Genomic DNA, 22,300 nt, shown 5'->3' with positions numbered 1-22,300 from the left:
CGATCGTCCGACCGCCTCGGCTTCTTCCGGGGTGCCACAAACGTTTAGCGGCGAGCCCCGAAACGTGAGGTCGATGGCGAGGCCTGACGACGTGGCGATTCGAGTCTACATTCACGTCTTCGCGTTGCTCCGGGCGTTGCTTCCGATCGCGATCGTCGCGGGCGCGCTGGTCGGGCCGCTGGTCGTTCTCGAGCCGATCGAGGCGATGTGGCTCTCGGCGGGACTCCTGTTGGCCAGTCTGGTTGGACTGCGGACGATAAGCGAGTTGCCAAAATACCCTGCGCACACGTTCGGGATCGAGTACCGGGTCGAGGAGTCGACGTTCGGAGACGACCCGCGGTGCTGTGTGCGGTGTGAGACGGAGACGGAAACCGGCGTGAACCGTCGGTACGCCCGCCAGTTCGTCGTGCTCGGCATCCCCCTCTATACGATCGCGTGGGGCGAGAACGACTTTTGCGACGCCTGTCTCGAAACCCGGTACGAGCCGCCAACGTATCGTCAGCGAGCGGCGAACGCCGCCGCAACTGCGAAATCGACGGCCGCAGGGGCAGCCGAAGTGGCCCAGAAATCCGCGGCGAGTACGGCTGGTGTGGCGCGAAAGACGGCTGACGCAACGCGGGAGACGACGACCACAGCGGCGGGAAGTGCGCGGCGATCCGCGACAGCCGCGGCCGGAACGGCACGGCGATCCGCGGCGACAGCGGCGGACGCAGCCTCGGAGACGGTCGACTCCGCGACGCAGACGATCGGCTCGCACGGGGACGACGAACCGACGCGGCGCGATCGGACCGCAACGGCAGCCGGAACGGGCCGGAACCGGCCGCCGTCCGGAGAGACCCCGGCCCGAAACGACTCGGCCTTGCCGAGGCCAGTCACACGCCTCGACCCGAGCGACGATCGAACGGCGATCGAACTCGAGCGCGCGTTCGAGTCGGAATAACGGAGTCGAGGGGGAATAACGGAGTCAAACGAGGGGAATGGAGGGGACGGACGAGGCCCGCGTATGGTCGCGGTTGCCGTTCGACGGTTCTGATTCGGAATCGTCCGTCTACGAGCCTTCGGAGCCTGGTTAGAGTGGGTAGCGCTACCATCGCTCAGGAGAACACAAGTGTCTCCACGGGAAGGATACTGGTATGTCGGAGCAGGAAACGACTGGGAGTCTCACCGAGGGTGCGCTTCTCCGTCCGATGTTCAGGTTGGCGTGGCCCCTCGTGGTCATCCAGCTGTTGCAGGTCGCGTACAACGTCGGCGACACGTTCTGGCTCGGGGCGCTCTCGCCGGACGCCGTCGGCGCGGTGAGCCTCGCCTTTCCGCTCCTGTTTCTCCTGATCGCGGTCGGCGGCGGCTTCACCGCCGCCGGGGCGATTCTGATCGCCCAGCACACGGGTGCCGAAAGCGGCGACGACGGGCTGATCGCCGGCCAGACGATTTCGTTCGTTTCGCTGGTCGCGATCGGACTCGGAATCGTCGGCTATTTCGCGACGGATCCGATGCTCGCGTTGCTCCCCGCTCAGGGAGAGACCCAGGCGGCGATCATCCCGCTTGCCGCCGAGTACCTGCGGGTGTTCTTCCTCGGGCTTCCCTTCCTCTTCGGGTTCTTCGTCTTCGTCGCGCTGATGCGTGGATACGGCAGCACGCGTGCGCCGATGGTCGTGATGCTCGTCAGCGTCGTCGTGAACCTCGCCATCGACCCGGTGTTCATTTTCGGACTCGGTCCGGTCCCCCGACTCGAGGTTCAGGGGGCTGCAGTCGCGAGCGTCATCTCGCGGGGTCTCGCGACGGTGATCGGGTTTTACGTCCTCTACTTCACGGACGTCGGTCCCGATATCAGACCCGAACACCTCACACCGCGCTTCGAGTACGTCTCGAAGATCACTCGCCTCGGCGTCCCGACCGCTCTCGAGCAGTCGATGACCGCGCTCGCGCTGATCGCGATGACCGCGATGGTCGTCACCTTCCCGCCGGCGGTCGTCGCGGCCTACGGGCTGGGGAATCGGCTCATCTCGCTGGCCTTCCTGCCGGCGCTCGGGATGGGACAGGCGACGGATACGATCGTCGGCCAGAATCTCGGGGCAGACAGGGCCGATCGGGCGGCGCGTGCGACGTGGATCGCCTCGGGCGTGATCGGTGCGATCATGTTCGTCGCCGCGTTGATCGCCTTCCTGTTTCCCGAACCGTTCGTCTCGGTGTTTCTCACGGCCGAAGCCGAAGGACGGGCCGCGACGATCGACTACGGCGTCACCTACCTGCGATTCGCCGCGCTCGCGTTCGTCTTCATGGGCGTGTTGCAGGTGATTCTGGGCGCGTTTCGCGGGGCCGGGAACACGAAGACCGCGCTCGCCTTCGCCGTCTTCGGACTGTGGGTCGTCCGCGTGCCGGTGACCTACTACCTCATATTCGTCGCCGGGTGGGGAACGACTGGCATCTGGACGGGTGTCGTCGTCGGCGACGTCGTCGGCACGATCGCGGCCGTCGCGTGGTTCACGCGAGGAACCTGGAAAGAGTCGATCGTCGACGAGGGCGGCGAGTCCGGGAGCGACCGAGAGCGATCGGAAGAGACGGTCACCGCAGAATAAGCGACTGCGGGTGTGCGAGCAAGGGCCGTCTTGGCCCGCGAACGGTCAATTCGCCGTCGAACACTCGGCCGGCGACTATCAGTTCTCAGCGAGCGTCCACTCGCCTGGACCGTCCGACTCGATGACGTCGCGGCGTTCCATCTCGGAGAGAACCTCCGGGAGCCGATCGGGCTGGGCGATTTCCATTTCGATGCGATCGATGCCGTGGAATTCCGCGAGGAAGTGGCGAATGTCGTTCTGGGCGAACGTCTCCCGGTCGGCCTGGGCCATCACTCCCGAGACGAGGTCGATCATGTCCTCGATGAAGTTCCAGGGATAGACGATCCAGGTCCAGTCCTCGAGGTGCTCGCCAACGTAGTCAGGTTCGTACTCGCTGGTTCCGAGCAACTGTAACGTCGCCGTCCGAACCTCGCCGGCGTTTCGATCGTCGACGTACTCGAAGGCCCGCTCGATCGAGCCGCCGGTGTCGGCGATATCGTCGATGATGAGCACGTCTTTCCCGTCGACGCTGCCTTCCGGCATCGGATAGCGTACTGTGGGTTCGCCGCTTTTTTCGGCGGTTCCAACGTAGTGTTCCATCTTCAGGCTCGTCAAGTCGTCGAGACCGAGGAAATCACAGAGACACCGCCCCGCGAACCACCCCCCACGGGCGAGCGCGACGATGACATCCGGCTCGAAGTCATCGCGTCGAACGTCCTCGCTGACGTCGCGACAGAGACCGTAGATGTACTCCCAGTTCGTGATCGTACAGTCGAAATCGTCCGGTAGGTCGGACATGGTGGCACCTACTCGGGGGCAGGACTGGGTCCCTCATAAGTGGGCTGAAAACCCGCGGGGGTGACCGCCCCAGCGCCGACGATGGATTGATGCCGCCGCCGGCCAACGGCGAGTGTATGAACACGGTTCGCGCGCTCCAGGTCGACGCGTTCACCGACGAACCGCTGGCGGGGAACCCGGCCGGCGTCGTCCCCGACGCCGAGGGGCTCTCTGAGAAGCAGATGCAGCGAATCGCGACCGAACTGTCGCTGAGCGAAACGGCGTTTCTCCGCCCGAGCGTGGACGCCGATCGACGCATACGCTACTTCACCCCCACGCAGGAGGTCGACCTCTGTGGCCACGCGACGATCGGCTCCTTTGCCCACCTCTACGACGAGGGACTCGACGCGGGAACGACGACGCTCGAGACGAACGTCGGCGTCCTCGAGATCGAGATCGACGCCGACGGAACGGTCTGGATGACCCAGGACGCGCCGACGGTTCGCGAGGTCGAGGTCGGCTACGATCGCGTCGCGGACGCACTCGGCGTGGATCAGGCCGCACTCGAGGGTGCGCGCAGAGACCTCCCGCTGGCGGTCTCCTCGACGGGACTCCCGTTCCTGATCGTTCCGATCACGTACCTCTCGGATGTCGGAAGCATCGAGCCAGATCTGAAGGCGATCGAAGCCCTCACCGACGACGTCGACGCGACGGGGATCTACTGTTTCACGTTCGACGCGCTCGACGCCGAGTCGACGGCCCACGGTCGGATGTTCGCACCCGGGGCCGGCGTGCCGGAAGATCCCGTGACGGGAACCGCAAGCGGTGCCGTCGGTGCCTACCTCGATCGCTTCGGGGCGTTCGACGGCGACCTGCCCGAGGAACTGCGTCTCGAACAGGGCCACTACGTCGACCGTCCCGGAACGGTCTTCGTCCGCGTGGGGAGCGAGGTCCGCGTCGGCGGCCGGGGCGTGACCGTCCTCGACGGAACGATGGTCGTCCCCGAGGACGACGCGGACGAGATCATCGAAGCCTGATCAGGCGAGCGGGTCGTCGTCGGATTCGGCTTCTGGCTCCGATCGGGAGGCTGCGGACTGAGACGACGCTCCCGTTTCGGTGGACGTCCCATCCGCGACGGTCCCCGTCACGGCAGCGTCCGGTCGATCGATCGCACTGTGACCGCCGTCGGTCCCGCCGTTCGATCGGTCTCGATTCCGACCGTCGTCCCGTTCGATGTACTCGCTCTCGTCGAACTGCTGGGCGTGATCGGCTCGTTTGAGTTCCTGGACGCTCCGTCGGGTTTCCTCGATGTCGGCTTGCATATCCGCGAGACGATCGTCGAGTCCGTCGAGAACCTCGCTTCGCAGTTTCGCCGTGTCGATCTGTCGTGCCGCGGAGCGACCGGCGGCGCGGGGCAGCGTCATAAACAGGGCGTAGGTCTTGCCGATCTGCCAGACGACGAGAGCGACGACGGCGAAGGCAAGCGTCACGATCGGATTCGCCTGTTCGATCGCGGGTCCGGGATCGAGCGGATTGGTAAGGAGCTGGGTGGCGGCGCTTCCGAAGCCGGCGACGATGCCGAGGACGACCAGCACGAACCCGAGACCCAGGGCAGCCGTCGCGAACGCGCGATAGAGGACGGCCCACCTGAACGGCTTTCGAAGGTCGAGATTCATACCCCCATTCAGTCAGCCACACTGTAAAGTCGCTACGGAAGATTATCTCGTTTCTAGATGTGAAGTTCGATCGACGCTCTAGCAGTCGAACCGATCGGTAAACAGCCGCTGTAGAGCGTCTCGGTGCGATTTTCTGCCGCGTTCGCGGCGCCTCTGACGGGCAAAAATGGACGCCGTTTCCCGAAAACTCATTCGATGCCGAGTTGTGATTCGTGGGAACTGTTCGCAACCCTTTTTATTCGCTCTGGTGACCACCCAGATACCAATGGCTGTACTCTGGCTGGAGGAAATCAGCGCCGACGACCTCGAAACGGTCGGTGGGAAAGGCGCGTCCCTGGGCGAGTTGACCGACGCTGGGCTACCCGTCCCGCCCGGATTCGTCGTAACCGCCGGGACCTACCGCTCGTTCATCGAAGGGGCGAACATCGACGAGGAGCTGTTCGATGCCGTCGACATCGACGTCGACGATTCGAGCGCGCTCGCCGAGGCTGCGGCTCGCGCACAGGAACTCATCATGGAGACGCCGTTTCCCGAGGCGTTGCGCGAGGAGATTCTCGAGGCCTACCGCGAGATCGGGACGGACGGAGACGATTCGTCCGAGGACGGTGGCTCCGACGGGGGGACCGAAAGCGACGAGGCGTTCGTCGCGGTTCGCTCCTCCGCGACGGCCGAGGACCTGCCTGACGCCTCCTTTGCGGGCCAACAGGAGACGTTCCTCAACGTCACCGAGACCGACCTGCTCGATCGCGTCCGAGAGTGCTGGGCGTCGCTCTTTACGCAGCGAGCGATCTACTACCGACAGGAACAGGGGTTCGATGACGCGTCAGTCAACATCGCGGTCGTCGTCCAGCAGATGGTCGACGCCGAGAAATCGGGCGTGATGTTCACCAGCCACCCCTCGACGGGCGATCCGACGATGATCATCGAGGCCGCATGGGGCCTCGGAGAAGCCGTCGTCTCCGGTGCTGTCTCCCCGGACAACTACGTCGTCGATCGCGAGGATCGATCGATCGACGTGACCATCGCCGAGAAGAAGGTGATGCACGTCAAAGACGAGGAGACGGGCCGGACGGTCGAACGCGAGGTCCCGACGGACAAACGAAACGCTCGCGTCATCAGCGACGAGGAGATCGAGCAGTTGCTCGACCTCGGGGAACGCGTCGAGGATCACTACGACCAGCCACAGGACGTCGAATGGGCGATCGTCGAAGGAGTGGTCTACATGCTCCAGTCCCGGCCGATTACGACGATCGACGACACGGAGGAATCGGCCGAATCGACGCCAACGGCGGATGGGTTCGACGCGACGACGGGTCTGACTGACGGCAGCGGGAGCGTCACAGCTGCCGAGGCCGAAGCTGACGAGGGCGACGCGACGGCGGAAACCGGGGCGGAGGCATCGGGCGAGGTCATCGTCGACGGTCTCGGCTCGAGTCCGGGCACGGTAAGCGGCCCCGCAAAGATCGTCAAAAAGCTCGACGATCTCGCGAAAGTCAGCGAGGGCGACATCATCGTCACCGAGATGACGATGCCGGATATGGTGCCAGCGATGAAACGCGCGGTGGGGATCATCACCGACGAGGGCGGCATGACCAGCCACGCCGCGATCGTCTCCCGCGAACTCGGCGTCCCGGCGATCGTCGGGACGACGAACGCGACGACGGTCTTGCGAGACGGACAGGTCGTCACGCTCGACGGCGAGAAGGGACGGGTTCTCGAGGGTCAAGCGGTCGAACCCGAGGAGGAAACCGAACCGGTCGAGGAGGTCCGACCGCAGTCGCCGATCAAGCCGATGACCGCGACGGAAGTCAAGGTCAACGTCTCGATTCCGGAAGCCGCCGAGCGCGCGGCGGCGACGGGTGCCGACGGCGTCGGCCTCCTCCGGACCGAGCACATGATCCTCTCGCTGAACCAGACCCCCGAGAACTTCATCGAGGAGAACGGCGCGGACGCCTACACGAAAGAACTCATTCAGGGAATCCGGTCCGTCGCCGACGAGTTCTACCCGCGACCCGTTCGGGTGCGGACGCTCGATGCCCCCACCGACGAGTTCCGCCAGCTCGAGGGCGGGGAGGACGAGCCGAACGAGCACAACCCGATGCTCGGCTACCGGGGCATCCGTCGATCGCTCGATCGGGCGGACGTCTTCGCCCACGAACTCGAGGCGTTCCGCCGGCTCTACGAGATGGGCTACGACAACGTCGAGATCATGCTCCCGCTGGTCAACGACGCCGAAGACGTCTATCAGGCGAAGGCCCTGATGGAAGAGGCGGGAATCGACCCCGAGAAGCGAAAGTGGGGCGTGATGGTCGAGACGCCCGCGGCCGCGCTGTCCGTCGAAGAGATGGCCGGTGCTGGCATCGATTTCGCCTCCTTCGGAACGAACGACCTCACCCAGTACACGCTCGCGGTCGATCGCAACAACGAGCACGTCGCCGATCGGTTCGACGAACTCCACCCCGCGATCTTGCGACTGATCGGTGACGTCATCGAAACCTGCCGCGAACACGACGTCGACACGAGTATCTGCGGGCAGGCTGGCTCCAAACCCCAGATGGTCCAGTTCCTCGTCAACGAGGGCGTGAGTTCGATCTCCGCGAACATCGACGCCGTCCGTGACGTCCAGCACGAAGTGAAACGGGTCGAGCAGAAACTGCTGCTCGACTCGGTGCGGTAACGAACTACCAGCCGACCCCGTTACGAACCGTTTTGCTACCGATCGATCGTCACGCCCCGGTTTTTTGGACTCGATACCAGCTTCCATCCCAGCTCAGGCCGTACTCGAGTCCCGATTTCAGCGTGAGGACGCCGAAGACCGGGTAAAGTACGGGGACCAACAGTACGCTCCAGGAGAGGCCGTCGATCCGGTCGTCTCTGGTGTCTCGCCACGCGACGAGACCGATCGTCGCGAGCAACACGGCCGAGGGGATCAGGAACGCGGATTCGACATCGAGAACGAGCAACAAAAGGAGTTTCGACGCGAGTGCGAGCGTAACGAGGCTTCCGAACAGGCTCGAGCACATCCGTCCGATCGAGATGAGACCGCGTCGTCCGGCCTGCCCGCGAAGCACGTCGACGGCGGTCGCGTGTAACACTTCGATCTGCCCGACGCGCCAGCGCTTTCGCTGCCCCCAGAGGTCGCCCATCGTGTGGGGGGCCTCCATGGTGTTCGTACACTGTCGGGCCTGCCTTACGTCGAGGCCCTCGCGGTAGCAAGCGTGTGCGAAATCGAGGTCCTCGGTAAGCCTGTCGTCGTAGCCGCCGACGCGCTCGAAGGCGCGCCGACTGATCACCGTCGAGGAACTCCGGCAGTTCGTAAAGCCGAACAGTTCGACGAGTTTGTAGCTCGCGTGGAAGACGATGCGCTCGCAGTAGGCGATCGTCTCCACGACGCCCGTCGGGCGCGGGATTCGCCGGCCCTGAAAAACGTCAGCGCCGTCGAGCAACGATCCCATCGCGATCGAGAGGAATTCGGGAGCGATCCACTCATCTGCGTCGAATACCGCCACGTACGCGGCGTCGTACTCACGAACCGCGTGGTTGACCGCGCCAGCCTTCGAGCCTGGGCAGCCGTTGATCGTGTAGTCGACGGAGTCGTATGCCCGCGCGAGATGGCGCGCTCGTTCGACGGTCGCCTCGTCGCCAGGCTCGGCGACGATCACGATTTCGAGGTTCTCGTATTTGCTCTCGAGAAGACTCTCGACGCTGGTCGCCATCACGTCGTGATCGCGGTAGACCGGCACCACTGCGGTGATCGTCGGGCCGTCGGTGACCGGATCGATCGCATTCCTTGGGGTCCAGACCTCCCGAACCAACAGCCCGCCGGTGAGTGCGACGAATCCCGTGAACACGACAACCGACGAGAGTGCCTCGAGGAAGACGAACTGGATGGTCATAATAAGCAAGTCGACGGTCAGCGTCTGAACCTCCGTCCCGTGGACGAATCCGACGGCCAACAGGACGGCGACCCCGATGGCAGTTCCACCCTGTTCGAGCAGCCGGGACGGAACAAAACGCATACTCGAGCGTTTCGAATACCGGGCTATCAATATTTCGTTATGACGGACGACTGGGATGCGGAGGCGATACCCGGCGGAAATCCGGTCCCTCAAAAAGTCACAGCCACCTCAACGAATTCCGACTTCGTCGAATCGTTATTGCGTACGCTTCGAGCCAGTAGTAAACGCAACTAATAAATCGTTACCGCACGATTTCCGGAACATGCACGCGGAGCCGCAGACGTTCGATCGGGTGCTCTCTTCGATGTGTACGGAGCCACACCCGGTCGCACGGACTGCGGCCGAGCGGTTTCTCGCGACGAACCCCGGCGACCCCGGAACCTATCCCACCGTCAGCACCCTCGAAGACGACGCGATCGCGTTGCTGGGCGAGATTGCAGGTCTCGACGAACCGACGGGATACGTCGCAAGCGGGGGAACGGAAGCGAACCTTCAGGCGGTCCGGATCGCCCGTGAACGGGCCGGGACGCGGACGCCGAACGTCGTCATGCCCGAGTCGGGACATTTCAGTTTTCAGAAGGCCGCCGACGTGCTCGGCGTCGACCTCCGAATCGTTCCGACCGACGACGACCACCGTGCGGCGCTCGACGCCGTCCGCTCCTGTGTTGACGACGAAACCGCGCTGGTGATCGGCGTCGCCGGCACGACCGAGTACGGCCGCGTCGATCCCATTCCGGACCTCGCAGAGATCGCCCACGACGTCGGGGCCATGTGTCACGTCGACGCCGCGTGGGGCGGCTTCGTCCTCCCCTTTACCGACCACGAGTGGAACTTCGCCGACGCGCCGATCGACACGATGGCGATCGACCCCCACAAGATGGGACAGGCCGCGGTCCCGGCCGGCGGGTTGCTCGTCAGATCTGCGGACCTGCTGGACGAACTCGCCGTCAGTACGCCGTATCTCGAGTCGACCGCCCAAGCGACGCTGACGGGAACCCGGTCGGGCGCGGGCGTCGCGAGCGCCGTCGCCGCGATGGAGGAACTGTGGCCGACGGGGTATCGGGCGCAGTACGTCCGCTCGCAGAACAACGCCGACTGGCTCGCCGACGCCCTGGAGAAACGCGGCTACGAGGTCGTCGATCCGACCCTCCCGCTGGTCGCGGCCGACGTTCCCCGATCGACGTTCGAGACGCTTCGCGATCAGGGGTGGCGTATCTCGCGGACGGCATCCGGGGAACTTCGGATTGTCTGTATGCCCCACGTAACCCGACAGATGCTCGCCTCCTTCATCGGTGACCTCGATCGACTCGAGGTCCGTGCGAGCGTGCCGATCGCGAGCGACGACTGACGATCGAATCGATACCCGTTTGACGCGTCACCGCAAGCGTCAGCTATGGCGATGGATCGACTCGATGCCGTCGCGATCGCCGGGATCGGCTGCCTGGTGGCAGCCGCGTTCGTCCTCGACGGGATCGTCGTCGCGGCGATGGGTGGCGGCTTCCTGCTCTCGATCGCGCTCTGGCGGCTCTACGGCGGCCGGCCCTGGGAAGCGCTGGGCTGGCTCGCGTGGGTCGGCGCGGCCGTCTCGCTGGCGTTCGATCGCGGGAGCGCGCTGTTTCTGACCGCCTTTCTCGGCTTTTTACTCGTCGGGCTCGTTCTGTTGCTTGGTAGTCGATCGGGCCTGTTCGTCGATGTCTGGACCGTCGACGGCTCGTAGAGTCCTCACAGAGGGATGGTTAGAACTCGTCTTCGAGCCACGGGAAGAACCCCTCCTGCAGGGACTCGATGTACTCGAGGATGCCGAGGTATAGCGCCGCGAACAGCGCGAGGACAACGGGAATCCGGACCGCCCAGATCCAGGCGGTGCCGATTGAGCCGTCCTCGGCGAGGTGCGGTGCCACCGAGATACTGCCAGCGGCGATCGAAACCGGCGGGTTTTACGCCCACGGTCCCATCGTGGCGAGTATGAGCAACGACGAGTTTCCGACGGACAGTCCCGCCGTCGTGACCTGTGGATTGCCCTACGCCAACGGCGATCTCCACATCGGTCACCTGCGGGGCTATATCGGTGCAGATGCGTTCAACCGCGCGCTTCAGACGCTCGGCCAGCAGTCGGCGTACGTCTGCGGCTCGGACATGCACGGTACCCCGGTGGCCGTCAACGCGGAACAGGAAGGCGTCGATCCGGAAGATTTCGCACTGGAATGGCACCGCCAGTACGAGGAGACGTTCCCCGAATTCAACGTCGAATTCGATAACTACGGCCACACCCACGACGAGACGAACGTCGAGACGACCCAGGAGATCGTCCGGACGCTAGACGAGGAAGGGTACGTCTACGAGAAGGAGATTCAGGTCGCCTACGATCCCGACGCCGATCAGTACCTCCCCGATCGGTACGTCGTGGGCACCTGTCCCTACTGCGGCGAAAAGGCCCGCGGCGACGAGTGCGACGAGGGCTGTCAGCGCCACTTAGAACCCGGCGAGGTCAAGAACCCGGAGAGTACGATCACCGGGAACCCCGCCGAGTACCGCAAGCGCACGCACAAGTTCTTCGCGGTCTCCGAGTTTGCCGACTACCTGACCGACTTTCTCGACACTCTAGAGGGGACCTCGAACGCCCGTAACCAGCCCCGCCAGTGGATCGAAGACGGCCTGCAAGACTGGTGTATCACGCGCGATATGGATTGGGGGATCGACTACCCAGCCGACGGTGATGCGGGCGAATCCGAAGACCTCGTGCTCTACGTCTGGGTCGACGCCCCGATCGAGTACATCTCTTCGACGAAGCAGTACTCCGAGCGCGTCGGCGCGGACGAGTACGATTGGGAACAGGTCTGGAAAAATGACGGAGAGATCGTCCACATCATCGGCCGGGACATCATCCAGCACCACACGGTCTTCTGGCCCGCGATGCTCGAAGGGGCCGGCTACAACGCGCCGCGTGGAATCGCCGCGACCGGCTTCATCACGATCGGCGGCAAGGGACTCTCGACGAGTCGCAACCGCGCCATCTGGGCGAAAGAGTACCTCGACGAAGGGTTCCACCCCGACCTGCTGCGGTACTATCTGACGACGACCGGCGGTCTCCAACAGGACGTCGACTTCACCTGGGAGGCGTTCCAGGAGAAGGTCAACGGCGAACTCGTCGGCACCGTGGGCAACTTCTGGTACCGATCGCTGCTCTTTGCCTACCGGAACTACGAGGGGACGCCGGACGCCGATGTTTCCGATGACGTCCAGGAACGGATCGAGGATGCAATCGGCAAGGTTCGCGAGAGCGTCAACGACTACTCGCTTCGTGGCGTCGGTCACGCGGCGACGCGACTCGCACAGTTCGGCAACGAGTACATCCAGCGCAACGAACCCTGGAAGCTCACCGACGAGGAACCAGAGCAAGCCGCACAGGTGATTCGGGACTGCGTCCAGATCGCCAAGGCGGTGGGCGTCTTGCTCGAACCGATCGCGCCTGACAAGGCCCAACTCCTGTGGGAACAGCTGGGAGAAGAGGGCGCGGTGGCAGACGCCCACCTCGAAGCGGCACTCGATGCGCCGCCGCGGAACTTCGACGAACCCGGCGAACTCTTCGAAAAGATCGAGGACGATCGCGTCACAGAACTCGAGGCGAAACTCGAAGACCGCATCGCGGCCGCGGCCACCGACGCGGACGAAGCCGACGACGCTGAAACCGAAAGCGACGACACCGGGGCGGACGAAGTCGACGACATGACGGAGACGGATGCCGACACGGACGACCTCCAGCCGCTAACCGAGGATCGTATCGGCTTCGAGGAGTTCCAGAACGTCGACATGCGCGTCGGCCGGATCGAAGTCGCAGAAGGGATCGAAGGTGCGGACGACCTCGCACGCCTCGAAGTCGACATCGGCTTCGAGACCCGGCAGGTCGTCGCCGGCATCAAACAGCTCCACGACCTCGACGAACTCCCCGGCCAGAAGTGCATCCTGCTGGCGAACATGGAACCCGCGGAGCTGTTCGGCGTCGAATCCAACGGGATGATCCTCGCCGCCGGCGACGACGCGGACCTGCTGACGACCCACGGGGACGCCGCGATCGGTGAGAAAGTACAATAACGCCATAGGCACAGACCGCCGGATCGAAGCGATCGACGCGCGGGTCGTCGATCGGGACCGAACGCCGACGCTCCTTCAGATTTCGTCGACGAAGTTCGAGAAGTCGTCGGTATCGATGAGTTCCATGGTCTGGCCGTCGAGTCCGTGGCGACAGAGCGTCAACGCACACTTGAACCCCGCCTCGTGGTCGCCCGCCTCGAAGAGAACGAGGAAGTCGTGCTCGCCGAGCACCGCGTACGAATCCAGGAGTTCGGCGTTGTGTTGCTCGAATTCGGTTCGAATCTCGCCCCAGGTCGACGCCATCTCCTGGGCGTTCTGGATGTCTCGATCGGTGAGTCGAATGAATGAGGCGTAGGTGGGCATACGTCACGCGTTGACGGCCGCATGCAAAACGGTTGACGTGGCACAGGACGGGATAGTGCCCTAAACGAACGAAAACTCGTCACCGAGTAAATCACCTATCTTTTTGCCGGTGCCACCGATAGCTCTCGACATGAGAAACGCGAAAATCGTCTGCACGCTGGGGCCTGCGTCGAACACCAGATCGACGATTCGCAGCCTCGCCAACGCCGGGATGTCTGTCGCCCGGCTCAACGCGAGCCACGGAAGTCGCACGGATCGAGCCGAACTCATCGATCGAATTCGAGATGTCGACGACGAACGCGAGGAACCCGTCGCCGTCATGCTCGACATGAAAGGACCCGAAATCCGGACCGCGCCCCTTCCGGAGGGCGAGACGGTCGCGCTCGAAACCGGTTCCGAGATCGAGTTCGCAGAGGGTGACGACGTCACGCCGGAGCGAGTTGGTCTCTCGCTCCCGATCGGCGCCGTCGAGAAGGGCGATCGAATCCTGCTCGATGACGGCCTGATCGAAACCACGGTTCTGGAAAGAAACGACGACAGCATCCGTGCGCACGTCGACACCGGCGGCGACCTCGGCGGCCGCAAGGGCGTCAACGTACCCGGCGTCGATCTCGACCTCGACATCGTCACCGATTCCGATCGGGAGGATCTCGAACTCGCGGCCCGGAAACAGGTCGATTTCGTTGCCGCGAGTTTCGTCCGGGATGCCGAAGACGTCTACGAGGTCAGCGAGGTGCTCGAAGAACTCGGCGCGGAGATTCCGATCATCTCGAAGATCGAACGGGCCGGTGCCGTCGAGAATCTGGACGAAATTATCGACGCCTCCTACGGCGTGATGGTCGCCCGCGGCGACCTCGGCGTCGAGTGCCCGATGGAGGACGTGCCGATGGTCCAGAAACGAATTATCCGCAAATGCCACGAGGCGGGCAAGCCGGTCATCACGGCGACGGAGATGCTCGACTCGATGGTCCACGCGCGCCGCCCGACCAGGGCCGAGGCCTCGGACGTGGCCAACGCCGTCCTCGACGGCACCGACGGCGTGATGCTGTCGGCGGAAACCGCGATCGGCGACCATCCCGTAGAGGTTGTCAGCGCCATGGACAGGATCGTTCGCCAGGTCGAACGCTCCGAGGAGTACGCCGAGCTGCTCGAACAGCGCGTCCCCGCCTCGGGTGAGGCGCGGACGGACGCGCTGGCTCGATCGGCCCGGTTCATGGCCCGGGACATCGGCGCTGACGCGATCGTCGCCGCGACCGAATCCGGTTACACGGCATTGAAGACCGCGAAATACCGGCCTGGCGTCCCAGTCGTGGCGTCGACGCCGAGTCACAGCGTGCGCCGCCAGCTCGCACTCTCCTGGGGCGTCACGCCGCTGTATGCGAACGTCTCCAATCAGGGAGCGGGTGCGGTCGTCGAAAAAGCGGTCCAGGCGGCGCTGGATGCCGGCGTGGCCGAAAGCGGCGACACGGTCGTCGTCCTCTGTGGAATGATGACCGAACTGGAAGGCGCGAACACGACGAACATGCTCAAGGTCCACGTGGCCGCCGAAGCGCTGACGACCGGCCGTGTCGTCGTCGAGGGCCGGACATCCGGTCCGCTCGTGGTAGTCGAGGACGGCGACCTCTCGGACGTTCCCGAAGGCGCGGTGCTCGCACTACCCGCCGAGTTCGAGACGGAGTTTGAGGGCGACCTCTCGAAAGTCGCTGGTATCGTCGACGCCCAGCGAGGGATGACGGGCTATCCGGCGCTGGTCGCCCGCGAGATGGGGATTCCGATGATCAGCGGCGCGGACCTCACGGACGAAGCGGACGGACTGACGGTCACGCTCGACGCCGAACGCGGCGTCGTCTACGGCGGCGATACCCGAGACCGAAGCGTCGAGCGCCAGTAACCGAGCGACGCGAGACTCCGGAATCGACGATCGGATCGCGCTCGGACCGCGGACTTTTGACGACGGCTGTGCTAGACCTGCGTATGCCAGAGGACGCGTCCGGCGACGGAGCCGACCACCGTGACGAACGATGGGGGGGCGACGGATCGTGGAACGGCAACGACGGGCCACGGAACAGCGACGACAGGCCGGACAGCCAGCCGGCCCCGTCGTCGGACGCCACGAGTACCGACCGCGCGAGCGACGACCGAGCTACCGATGTACGGGCGACCGACGACGAATCACCACTCCGCGACCGGATACCGATCGATATCTCCGGGACCGAGACCGACGCGGAGACGGGCGAGGCGGCCGCCCAAGAGTACGGTCCCGAGCCCAGTTCGACGCCGATCGAACCGGGCGATCCGGACCTCGAGCACGCCCTCTTCATCCTGCTGGGAGCGGTCGCGATGATCCTCGTCATCGTTCGATTGCTCGCGTTACCGCTTGGCTGACTGAACCGAACTGGTGAACGCCGATTTCGCCTGCAATAAACCTTTAATCGGGCTGAGACCCTAGCCCCCAATATGCTCGAACTCCTCTTCGACAACTTGCCCCTCGTCTTGCTGGCAGCCGGCCTCGTCCTGATGGGCCTGGAAGCGCTGTCGCCCGGGGCACACCTCATCGTCATCGGCGTCGCGTTGGTCGGTGCGGGGGTCGTCGGAATGCTCTTCCCGCCCGCGGCCAACGTGCTCGTACTCGCCGCGCTGACCCTCGGAATCGGGATCGCCGCGACGTACGTCTACCGCGAATTCGACTTCTACGGCGGGAAGGGAACGGCACAGACCTCGGACTCGAACTCCCTCGCAGGCACGACCGGCTACGTTACCGAAACCGTCACCAGCCGCGGCGGCGAGGTCAAACTCGACAAGGGCGGCTTCGCGCCCTACTACAGCGCGCGATCGACCAGTGGCACGATCGAAGAGGGCGAGGAGATCATCGTCCTCGATCCCGGCGGCGGGAACGTGCTGACGGTCGAATCCCTCGGTGCGATCGGCGACGACGAGATCGATCGCGCGCTCGCCCAGCACTCGGCGACCGAGTCCGAGTCGGACGAGTCAGCCCCGCAAACGGAATCCGATGACCCGGCCACATCGGAGGAACCAGACGATTCGATGACTGAAACCGAATCGAGTAGTTCCGGGTAACTATCCCTCGCGAACGCAGGCGATCGCACTCGAGGAGGCGATATTCCCTCCCGAATGTCAGTACGACAAGGGAACGCTTTTCATGACGCCACCGTAACATCGGAGTATGGAATTGCTCCCCATGCAAACCGGTGGTGCCCTGCTGTTTATCGGGGCCCTCGTCCTCGTCGTCGTTATCGCCGCACTGCTCAGTGCGATCGAGATCGTCGACGCGTACGAAAAGCGTGCCCTGACCGTCTTTGGTGAGTACCGAAAGCTGTTAGAACCCGGGATCAACTGGGTGCCGCCGTTCGTCTCGAACACGTATCGGTTCGATATGCGAACGCAGACGCTCGACGTGCCCCGCCAGGAAGCGATCACGCGGGACAATTCGCCGGTCACCGCCGACGCCGTCGTCTACATCAAGGTGATGGACGCGAAGAAGGCCTTCCTCGAGGTCGACGACTACAAGAAGGCCGTCTCGAACCTCGCCCAGACCACCCTGCGTGCCGTGCTGGGTGACATGGAACTCGACGACACGCTCAACAAGCGCCAGGAGATCAACGCGAAGATCCGCCAGGAACTCGACGAACCGACCGACGAGTGGGGGATCCGCGTCGAATCGGTCGAGGTCCGCGAGGTCAACCCGTCAAAAGACGTCCAGCGCGCGATGGAACAACAGACCTCCGCCGAGCGAAAACGCCGTGCCATGATCCTCGAAGCGCAGGGTGAACGCCGCAGCGCCGTCGAGAAGGCAGAAGGTGACAAACAGTCCGACATCATCCGCGCCCAGGGTGAAAAGCAGAGCCAGATCCTCGAAGCACAGGGTGACGCCATCTCGACCGTTCTGCGCGCCCGATCGGCCGAATCGATGGGCGAACGCGCCGTCATCGACAAGGGGATGGATGCCCTGACCGAGATCGGCCAGAGCGAATCGACCACCTTCGTGATGCCACAGGAACTCACCTCGATGGTCGGCCGGTACGGCAAACACCTCTCGGGCAGCGACGTCAAAGAAGACGGCAAGCAACTCGAGAGCCTCGAGTTTGACGAGGAGACGCGCGAACTGATCGGTCTCGACGACATCGCCGAGATCATCGGCGAGATCGACCAGGAGGCCGACATGGACGTCGAGGCGATGGAACAGGAAGCCCAGGCGATCAAGGAAGGAAAGGATCCGGCGAAGATCGCCGATCCGGACGAAGTGATCGAAGAGATGGACCAGGAGTTCCAGACCGACGGCGGTGCCGACGCCGACACCGCCGCGAGCGACGGCGACACCGAGACGAACTGATCGTCCAGCGAACGGACCGACACAGTCGGGGCATCGCTGATCGATCGTCCCGTGTCGAACGGTCCGCGAAACCGCGCGGTATCGCCTGTTGGGACCGCTGAATGTCTCAGTACAGTGATGGAACTGTAACGAAACCGGTTTTAGGTCGCGTCCCCTTTCGGAATACAGACACACGATGAGCCCGTCCGATGGAGTCGACGACAGCAAGCGCGCGACCCTTCGCCGGTTTGCCGCACTGGGTGCGGCCGCGCCGCTCGCTCGCTTCTCCGAGACGGCTGCCGCCGACACGGGCGATAGTGACGCGCGGGATGCGATCGCCGGCTACCTCTCGACGACGCCCGGGGCTCACTTCTCGAAAATACGGGACGACCTCCAGCTCGGAACCGGCGAGACCCAACACCACCTACGCCAGCTCGAAGACGCCGGCGCGATCGAGCGCTACAGCGACGGTGACTACAAGCGGTTCGTCCCGGCGAACCGGTTCGACGAGTTCGAAAAAGACGCCCTCGGCTACCTCCGTCGATCCACACCGCGCGGGATGCTGATCGAACTCCTCTTCGATCCCGATGCAACCGCTGGCGACCTCGCGGATGCACTCGACGTGTCGCCACCGACCGTGAGCAAGTACGCCGGCGAACTGGAGGCGGCGGGGTTGCTCTCCAGGGAAGACGGCTACGCCGTCGAACGTCCCGCGACGGTGTTGCTCTTGATCGTCCGCCACGCCGACTCGTTCGGCCAGCGAGCGATGACGCTCGCACGGGACGCCGACGGGTATCTCGAGTACAGCGGCTGAGCGATCGGCGGTGCCGGCTGTCGCCAGTTGAAAGTACACGTCCGCGAACGAGCAGAGGCTGACGAGGTGTGGGTGAGTCGAACGGGACGTGAGGACCACTAAAGTCCTCGAATCGCCCGCTCAGATGTCGACTTTCCAGGTCGTACTCGAAGAGTAGCCCCACTTCTCGATGTCGACGTCGAAGTCACCCTCCTGCAAGGCGGTAATGTTCGCACCGACCTCCTTGGCCGTCATCCCGAGTTCCTTCCCGATGAGACGCGACTTGAAGTACGTCTTCGTCGCCGCGTTCTCCCGGAGGTATCGGAGAATCCGCCGCTGTTTGCTCGTGAGGTCGGGCGCCATTGCAGTGCTCATACTCACCCAGTAGACAGCGCCATGCTTAGGGGGTTTGGTACGCGTGGCTAACCCTCCGCAGTCGTGCGGTTTTCTCGGAAAGTAATCGCGGAATAACCGAGGGGAAAGCGAGCGTTGGTACGTCCAGTTAATTCGTCCGATCGGGTGACGGTCCGGAAGCGGTGACTGTTTCGGGGCAAATGGCTGCCTACCGGATTTCCGGATCGCGACCGAACGGCTCGCAAGCGGCAGTCCCGGCCGGTGGGAGGGGTTACTCGTCGTACTCTGGCTGACGGAACGGCCCGAACGCACACGCGACGGCCTCGCCCAGCGCCTGGGTCCGATCGGTGAGGCCGTCGGTGAGGATGCCGGCGGCACCCACGGATCTGGCGATTCCCTCGGTATCGAGAACGTCGTCCATCACCGGGCCGAGTTCCTCGCCGGCTTCGAGTCGGTCCGCGACCCGATCGGGGAGGCGAAGCGTCGGCCCACCGCCGCACTCGAGTCGCTGGCCGTCGGTAACGGCAGCCCACATGATCAGCGAGAGCCCCGAAACGCCGTCGATCCGGGCGACCCCGCCTTCCAGCCCGACGCCGTACTCCCCGCCGGCTTCAGCGAGCGATCGGTGAGCGCGGGTTTTCGCACCCGTCACGGTCTCCTCGATCGACCACGGCTGTTCGGGAACGCCCGAGTCGACTGCGATCGAGGTGATCGTCGGCTCGAACCGCTCGAGCGATCGTTCGACGGCGGCGACTTTGACCGGGTTCGTACTCCCAACGGCGACGTGCATACGCTGTCTTTCCAGCGGAGAGAGTTGACTCCCACGGCTCGAACGCGATCGGTAACTTTACTGTTTTGGTTATTCATACCATACCCCTCGAATTATCCGTTTTCGGGCGTTGTCGGGACAAAATTTCGAAACTGTTAAACCGTGGCTGTCGGAACGACGTAGGTAACGAATCCGTCCGGCTTTTGCGACTGGTTTAGCCGGACAGCACTCGCTCCCGCATGACAAACGCACCATCGAACACCCGAGTACGGCGAACCGAACAGGAATCGACCGAGGAAACAACCGAGCAGGAGACCAACGACCTCGCATGTCCCGAATGTGCGGGCAACCTGGTCGTCGACGACGAACACGGCGAGACGGTCTGTGAAGAGTGCGGACTGGTCGTCGAAGAGGACTCCGTCGACCGCGGTCCCGAGTGGCGAGCGTTCGACGCCGCCGAGAAAAACGAGAAGTCCCGCGTGGGCGCGCCCACGACGAACACGATGCACGACAAGGGGCTCTCGACGAACATCGACTGGCGCAACAAAGACGCCTACGGCAACTCGCTTGGCTCCCGCCAGCGCGAGAAGATGCAGCGCCTGCGCAAGTGGAACGAGCGTTTCCGCACGCGAGACTCCAAGGAGCGTAATCTGAAACAGGCGCTGGGCGAGATCGATCGGATGGCCAGCGCGCTCGGTCTCCCGACGAACGTCCGCGAGACCGCCTCCGTCATCTACCGACGAGCACTCGACGAGGATCTGCTTCCGGGTCGATCGATCGAGGGCGTTTCGACGGCGTGTGTCTACGCCGCTGCGCGACAGGCCGGCGTCCCCCGATCGCTCGACGAAATCGCTGACGTCTCTCGCGTCGAGAAAAACGAGATCGCCCGCACCTACCGCTACGTGGTCCGGGAACTCGGGCTCGAAGTCCAGCCGGCCGACCCTGAGAGCTACGTGCCACGGTTCGCCTCGGGACTCGAACTCTCGGACGAAGCCGAGCACCGTGCTCGCGGCCTCCTTCAGAACGCGAAAGAGAAGGGTGTCCACAGCGGAAAGTCGCCGGTCGGCCTCGCCGCTGCGGCAGTCTACGCCGCAGCACTGCTGACCAACGAGAAGACCACCCAGGCCGCCGTCAGCGACGTTGCGGACATCTCCGAAGTGACGATCCGGAACCGCTACCACGAACTGCTCGAAGCCGAGGAGACGCTCGGACTCGCGTAAGGTCGATCGCTCTCGACCCGCGGTCACGTACCGAAACGACACCGTTTTTCCGTTCTTCGCGCTACGTCAGAGCGATGAGTCTCGAGTTCGACGAGTTCGTCCTCGCCGCATCGACCGCCGACCTGAGCGAAGAGCCCGCCGCCCGCGAACACGCCGACGCGATCGAGTTCCGCATGGACCTTGCCGACGAGCCACTGGCCGCCCTCGAGGGCTACGACGGCGAGTTGCCGATTCTGGCGACCAATCGCGCCATCTGGGAGGGAGGCGAGTGGGACGGCAGCGACGAGAATCGGCTGGGCGCGCTGGCCGAGGCGACTGCGCTCGATTCCGTCGAAGCGATCGACGTCGAACTCGAGGCGATCCTCGACGATGAGATCGACACCGATTCCCTCCTCGAAACGGCTCGAGAGCGGGACGTCGCGATCGTCGTGTCGGCTCACGACTTCGAGGGAACGCCGCCCCGCCACGAATTGGTGCGAACGCTGACCGAAGCCGGCAAGTACGGCGATGTCGCGAAAGTTGCCGTGACGGCGGAATCGAAGGCGGATACGATCGCGCTGCTCTCGGCGACGGAGCAGTTGACGTACCACGGAGAGACGGTTGCGACGATGGCGATGGGCGAAATCGGAAGTCATACGCGTGCGGTTGCGCCCGTCTACGGGTCAAACATCGGCTACGCGCCCGTGGATGCTGCGGATGCGACTGCGCCGGGGCAGTACGATTTGGCGACGCTATCAGCGCTCGTCGCAACGCTCTCGTAGGTGGCCGCTACCGTCGAGGGAGTCGACGTGGCGGTACGTTGTGACGATGATCGCGACCCTGTCGATCCTCCATTAGTCGGTACGGCGAACGGAAAAGAAAATCGGAATGTTAAGGGCACGGAGTCACGACCCTTCTACAATGACGTGGCTCCGCGCGCTCTTCGCCGCCGGCCTCTCCGTGCTCCTGCCCGGAGCGGGCCACGCCCTCATCCGTGACTGGGCCCGCGCCATAATCTTCACCGGGTTGTACTTCGCGACGATCGCCTTTCTCGTATCGACCGACCAGCTAACCGCCGCAAGCTCCATCTCGGAGGCACTGAGCGTCACGAACGACATTAGCACGCGAAGCTGGTTCGTGCTCTCGTTTATCGTGCTGTTCGCGACGATCGATTCGGCGTTCCGGGCGATGGGGTTTCCGCCGGGATCGAACGACGGCGGCGACGGCCCGTCCTGTCCGGCGTGTGGTAAGGAACTCGACGAAGACCTGACGTTCTGTCACTGGTGTACGACTCGGCTCGAACCCCCGGCGGACGAGGACGTCGAGGATATGCCAGAACCGGAAGAACCGACTCGACACTGAGCGGACTCGTTGCCGTCGAGGTGAGGTGCCGATTTCTCGAGAGAGACCGTGAGACGGTTCCTGCCCTCGAG

The 22,300-nt window shown here is 64.1% G+C and carries 22 protein-coding genes; 15 read left to right on the top strand and 7 right to left on the bottom strand.

The window, feature by feature from the left end:
* Positions 1-73 precede the first annotated feature (73 nt).
* On the top strand, positions 74-940 hold the full coding sequence (locus AC6I6L_RS02375) for a DUF8108 domain-containing protein (RefSeq protein ID WP_497916111.1): 867 nt from the start codon (positions 74-76) through the stop codon (positions 938-940).
* A 193-nt stretch (positions 941-1,133) separates the two neighbouring features.
* Positions 1,134-2,576, top strand: a complete 1,443-nt coding sequence (locus tag AC6I6L_RS02370) for an MATE family efflux transporter (RefSeq protein ID WP_497916110.1) — start codon at positions 1,134-1,136, stop codon at positions 2,574-2,576.
* Between the two features lie 78 nt (positions 2,577-2,654).
* Here the strand turns inward: AC6I6L_RS02370 and AC6I6L_RS02365 are convergent, their stop codons facing one another.
* Positions 2,655-3,353, bottom strand: a complete 699-nt coding sequence (locus AC6I6L_RS02365; protein ID WP_497916109.1) for a phosphoribosyltransferase — start codon at positions 3,351-3,353, stop codon at positions 2,655-2,657.
* Between the two features lie 116 nt (positions 3,354-3,469).
* Here AC6I6L_RS02365 and AC6I6L_RS02360 point away from each other — a divergent pair, with 116 nt between their 5' ends.
* Positions 3,470-4,369 carry a PhzF family phenazine biosynthesis protein gene (locus tag AC6I6L_RS02360; RefSeq protein WP_497916108.1) on the top strand — a complete coding sequence of 300 codons (900 nt, stop codon included), beginning with the start codon at positions 3,470-3,472 and terminating at the stop codon, positions 4,367-4,369.
* Here AC6I6L_RS02360 and AC6I6L_RS02355 read toward each other — a convergent pair whose 3' ends face one another.
* A complete protein-coding gene (locus tag AC6I6L_RS02355) occupies positions 4,370-5,008 on the bottom strand; it encodes a hypothetical protein (RefSeq protein ID WP_497916107.1) in 639 nt (212 codons plus the stop codon).
* A gap of 265 nt (positions 5,009-5,273) precedes the next feature.
* Between AC6I6L_RS02355 and ppsA the strand changes: the two genes are divergently transcribed.
* Positions 5,274-7,685, top strand: coding sequence for a phosphoenolpyruvate synthase (gene ppsA, locus AC6I6L_RS02350; protein WP_497916106.1), 2,412 nt, complete (start codon positions 5,274-5,276; stop codon positions 7,683-7,685).
* A 49-nt stretch (positions 7,686-7,734) separates the two neighbouring features.
* Here the strand turns inward: ppsA and AC6I6L_RS02345 are convergent, their stop codons facing one another.
* Positions 7,735-9,027, bottom strand: coding sequence for a glycosyltransferase family 2 protein (locus AC6I6L_RS02345; RefSeq protein ID WP_497916105.1), 1,293 nt, complete (start codon positions 9,025-9,027; stop codon positions 7,735-7,737).
* A gap of 202 nt (positions 9,028-9,229) precedes the next feature.
* Here AC6I6L_RS02345 and mfnA point away from each other — a divergent pair, with 202 nt between their 5' ends.
* Positions 9,230-10,315, top strand: a complete 1,086-nt coding sequence (mfnA, locus tag AC6I6L_RS02340; protein ID WP_497916104.1) for a tyrosine decarboxylase MfnA — start codon at positions 9,230-9,232, stop codon at positions 10,313-10,315.
* 45 nt (positions 10,316-10,360) lie between these two features.
* On the top strand, positions 10,361-10,684 hold the full coding sequence (locus AC6I6L_RS02335) for a hypothetical protein (protein ID WP_497916103.1): 324 nt from the start codon (positions 10,361-10,363) through the stop codon (positions 10,682-10,684).
* A 19-nt stretch (positions 10,685-10,703) separates the two neighbouring features.
* Here AC6I6L_RS02335 and AC6I6L_RS02330 read toward each other — a convergent pair whose 3' ends face one another.
* A complete protein-coding gene (locus AC6I6L_RS02330) occupies positions 10,704-10,868 on the bottom strand; it encodes a hypothetical protein (protein WP_497916102.1) in 165 nt (54 codons plus the stop codon).
* 64 nt (positions 10,869-10,932) lie between these two features.
* Between AC6I6L_RS02330 and metG the strand changes: the two genes are divergently transcribed.
* The gene (gene metG, locus AC6I6L_RS02325; RefSeq protein WP_497916101.1) at positions 10,933-13,059 is read left to right on the top strand and encodes a methionine--tRNA ligase; all 2,127 of its coding nucleotides are present in this window, start codon (positions 10,933-10,935) and stop codon (positions 13,057-13,059) included.
* 75 nt (positions 13,060-13,134) lie between these two features.
* Here the strand turns inward: metG and AC6I6L_RS02320 are convergent, their stop codons facing one another.
* Positions 13,135-13,422 carry a GYD domain-containing protein gene (locus AC6I6L_RS02320; RefSeq protein ID WP_497916100.1) on the bottom strand — a complete coding sequence of 96 codons (288 nt, stop codon included), beginning with the start codon at positions 13,420-13,422 and terminating at the stop codon, positions 13,135-13,137.
* 130 nt (positions 13,423-13,552) lie between these two features.
* Between AC6I6L_RS02320 and pyk the strand changes: the two genes are divergently transcribed.
* From pyk to AC6I6L_RS02295, 5 genes are all read left to right on the top strand, one after another.
* Positions 13,553-15,313 (top strand): pyruvate kinase, encoded by a 1,761-nt coding sequence (pyk, locus tag AC6I6L_RS02315; RefSeq protein WP_497916099.1) that lies wholly within the window; start codon positions 13,553-13,555, stop codon positions 15,311-15,313.
* 83 nt (positions 15,314-15,396) lie between these two features.
* Positions 15,397-15,807 (top strand): DUF7312 domain-containing protein, encoded by a 411-nt coding sequence (locus tag AC6I6L_RS02310; protein ID WP_497916098.1) that lies wholly within the window; start codon positions 15,397-15,399, stop codon positions 15,805-15,807.
* 72 nt (positions 15,808-15,879) lie between these two features.
* Entirely contained in the window at positions 15,880-16,500 is a 621-nt protein-coding gene (locus tag AC6I6L_RS02305) for an NfeD family protein (RefSeq protein WP_497916097.1), read from the top strand.
* A 121-nt stretch (positions 16,501-16,621) separates the two neighbouring features.
* Positions 16,622-17,773: an SPFH domain-containing protein gene (locus tag AC6I6L_RS02300; RefSeq protein WP_497916833.1), complete on the top strand. Its 1,152-nt coding sequence runs from the start codon at positions 16,622-16,624 to the stop codon at positions 17,771-17,773.
* Between the two features lie 175 nt (positions 17,774-17,948).
* The gene (locus AC6I6L_RS02295) at positions 17,949-18,566 is read left to right on the top strand and encodes a winged helix-turn-helix transcriptional regulator (RefSeq protein ID WP_497916096.1); all 618 of its coding nucleotides are present in this window, start codon (positions 17,949-17,951) and stop codon (positions 18,564-18,566) included.
* A 120-nt stretch (positions 18,567-18,686) separates the two neighbouring features.
* Here the strand turns inward: AC6I6L_RS02295 and AC6I6L_RS02290 are convergent, their stop codons facing one another.
* A complete protein-coding gene (locus AC6I6L_RS02290; protein WP_497916832.1) occupies positions 18,687-18,908 on the bottom strand; it encodes a DUF7123 family protein in 222 nt (73 codons plus the stop codon).
* Between the two features lie 262 nt (positions 18,909-19,170).
* Positions 19,171-19,689: a DUF84 family protein gene (locus tag AC6I6L_RS02285; RefSeq protein ID WP_497916095.1), complete on the bottom strand. Its 519-nt coding sequence runs from the start codon at positions 19,687-19,689 to the stop codon at positions 19,171-19,173.
* Positions 19,690-19,907: 218 nt separating this feature from the next.
* On the opposite strand from AC6I6L_RS02285, the gene AC6I6L_RS02280 reads away from it, so the two are divergent.
* The 3 genes from AC6I6L_RS02280 (at position 19,908) to AC6I6L_RS02270 (ending at position 22,229) form a co-directional block, all read left to right on the top strand.
* Positions 19,908-20,888 carry a transcription initiation factor IIB gene (locus tag AC6I6L_RS02280; protein WP_497916094.1) on the top strand — a complete coding sequence of 327 codons (981 nt, stop codon included), beginning with the start codon at positions 19,908-19,910 and terminating at the stop codon, positions 20,886-20,888.
* A gap of 74 nt (positions 20,889-20,962) precedes the next feature.
* Complete coding sequence (locus AC6I6L_RS02275; RefSeq protein ID WP_497916093.1) at positions 20,963-21,649, top strand: type I 3-dehydroquinate dehydratase; 687 nt, start codon at positions 20,963-20,965, stop codon at positions 21,647-21,649.
* Positions 21,650-21,788: 139 nt separating this feature from the next.
* Positions 21,789-22,229: a DUF7575 domain-containing protein gene (locus AC6I6L_RS02270; RefSeq protein WP_497916092.1), complete on the top strand. Its 441-nt coding sequence runs from the start codon at positions 21,789-21,791 to the stop codon at positions 22,227-22,229.
* Positions 22,230-22,300 lie beyond the last annotated feature (71 nt).

The sequence above is a fragment of the Halosolutus sp. DAT137 genome (genome assembly GCF_059736405.1).
Note: the sequence above shows the minus strand (reverse complement) of the source record. Positions and strands in the feature narration are given on the sequence as shown.

Bases quoted from the DNA above. Each gene is read 5' to 3' on its own strand.
- AC6I6L_RS02310 (WP_497916098.1), top strand. From the start codon at position 15,397: ATGCCAGAGGACGCGTCCGGCGACGGAGCCGACCACCGTGACGAACGA.
- AC6I6L_RS02355 (WP_497916107.1), bottom strand. From the start codon at position 5,008: ATGAATCTCGACCTTCGAAAGCCGTTCAGGTGGGCCGTCCTCTATCGC.
- AC6I6L_RS02295 (WP_497916096.1), top strand. From the start codon at position 17,949: ATGAGCCCGTCCGATGGAGTCGACGACAGCAAGCGCGCGACCCTTCGC.
- AC6I6L_RS02290 (WP_497916832.1), bottom strand. From the start codon at position 18,908: ATGGCGCCCGACCTCACGAGCAAACAGCGGCGGATTCTCCGATACCTC.
- AC6I6L_RS02360 (WP_497916108.1), top strand. From the start codon at position 3,470: ATGAACACGGTTCGCGCGCTCCAGGTCGACGCGTTCACCGACGAACCG.
- AC6I6L_RS02375 (WP_497916111.1), top strand. From the start codon at position 74: ATGGCGAGGCCTGACGACGTGGCGATTCGAGTCTACATTCACGTCTTC.
- ppsA (WP_497916106.1), top strand. From the start codon at position 5,274: ATGGCTGTACTCTGGCTGGAGGAAATCAGCGCCGACGACCTCGAAACG.
- AC6I6L_RS02300 (WP_497916833.1), top strand. From the start codon at position 16,622: ATGCAAACCGGTGGTGCCCTGCTGTTTATCGGGGCCCTCGTCCTCGTC.
- AC6I6L_RS02345 (WP_497916105.1), bottom strand. From the start codon at position 9,027: ATGCGTTTTGTTCCGTCCCGGCTGCTCGAACAGGGTGGAACTGCCATC.
- AC6I6L_RS02370 (WP_497916110.1), top strand. From the start codon at position 1,134: ATGTCGGAGCAGGAAACGACTGGGAGTCTCACCGAGGGTGCGCTTCTC.
- AC6I6L_RS02365 (WP_497916109.1), bottom strand. From the start codon at position 3,353: ATGTCCGACCTACCGGACGATTTCGACTGTACGATCACGAACTGGGAG.
- AC6I6L_RS02275 (WP_497916093.1), top strand. From the start codon at position 20,963: ATGAGTCTCGAGTTCGACGAGTTCGTCCTCGCCGCATCGACCGCCGAC.
- AC6I6L_RS02305 (WP_497916097.1), top strand. From the start codon at position 15,880: ATGCTCGAACTCCTCTTCGACAACTTGCCCCTCGTCTTGCTGGCAGCC.
- AC6I6L_RS02335 (WP_497916103.1), top strand. From the start codon at position 10,361: ATGGCGATGGATCGACTCGATGCCGTCGCGATCGCCGGGATCGGCTGC.
- mfnA (WP_497916104.1), top strand. From the start codon at position 9,230: ATGCACGCGGAGCCGCAGACGTTCGATCGGGTGCTCTCTTCGATGTGT.
- AC6I6L_RS02280 (WP_497916094.1), top strand. From the start codon at position 19,908: ATGACAAACGCACCATCGAACACCCGAGTACGGCGAACCGAACAGGAA.
- AC6I6L_RS02285 (WP_497916095.1), bottom strand. From the start codon at position 19,689: ATGCACGTCGCCGTTGGGAGTACGAACCCGGTCAAAGTCGCCGCCGTC.
- AC6I6L_RS02270 (WP_497916092.1), top strand. From the start codon at position 21,789: ATGACGTGGCTCCGCGCGCTCTTCGCCGCCGGCCTCTCCGTGCTCCTG.
- pyk (WP_497916099.1), top strand. From the start codon at position 13,553: ATGAGAAACGCGAAAATCGTCTGCACGCTGGGGCCTGCGTCGAACACC.
- metG (WP_497916101.1), top strand. From the start codon at position 10,933: ATGAGCAACGACGAGTTTCCGACGGACAGTCCCGCCGTCGTGACCTGT.
- AC6I6L_RS02320 (WP_497916100.1), bottom strand. From the start codon at position 13,422: ATGCCCACCTACGCCTCATTCATTCGACTCACCGATCGAGACATCCAG.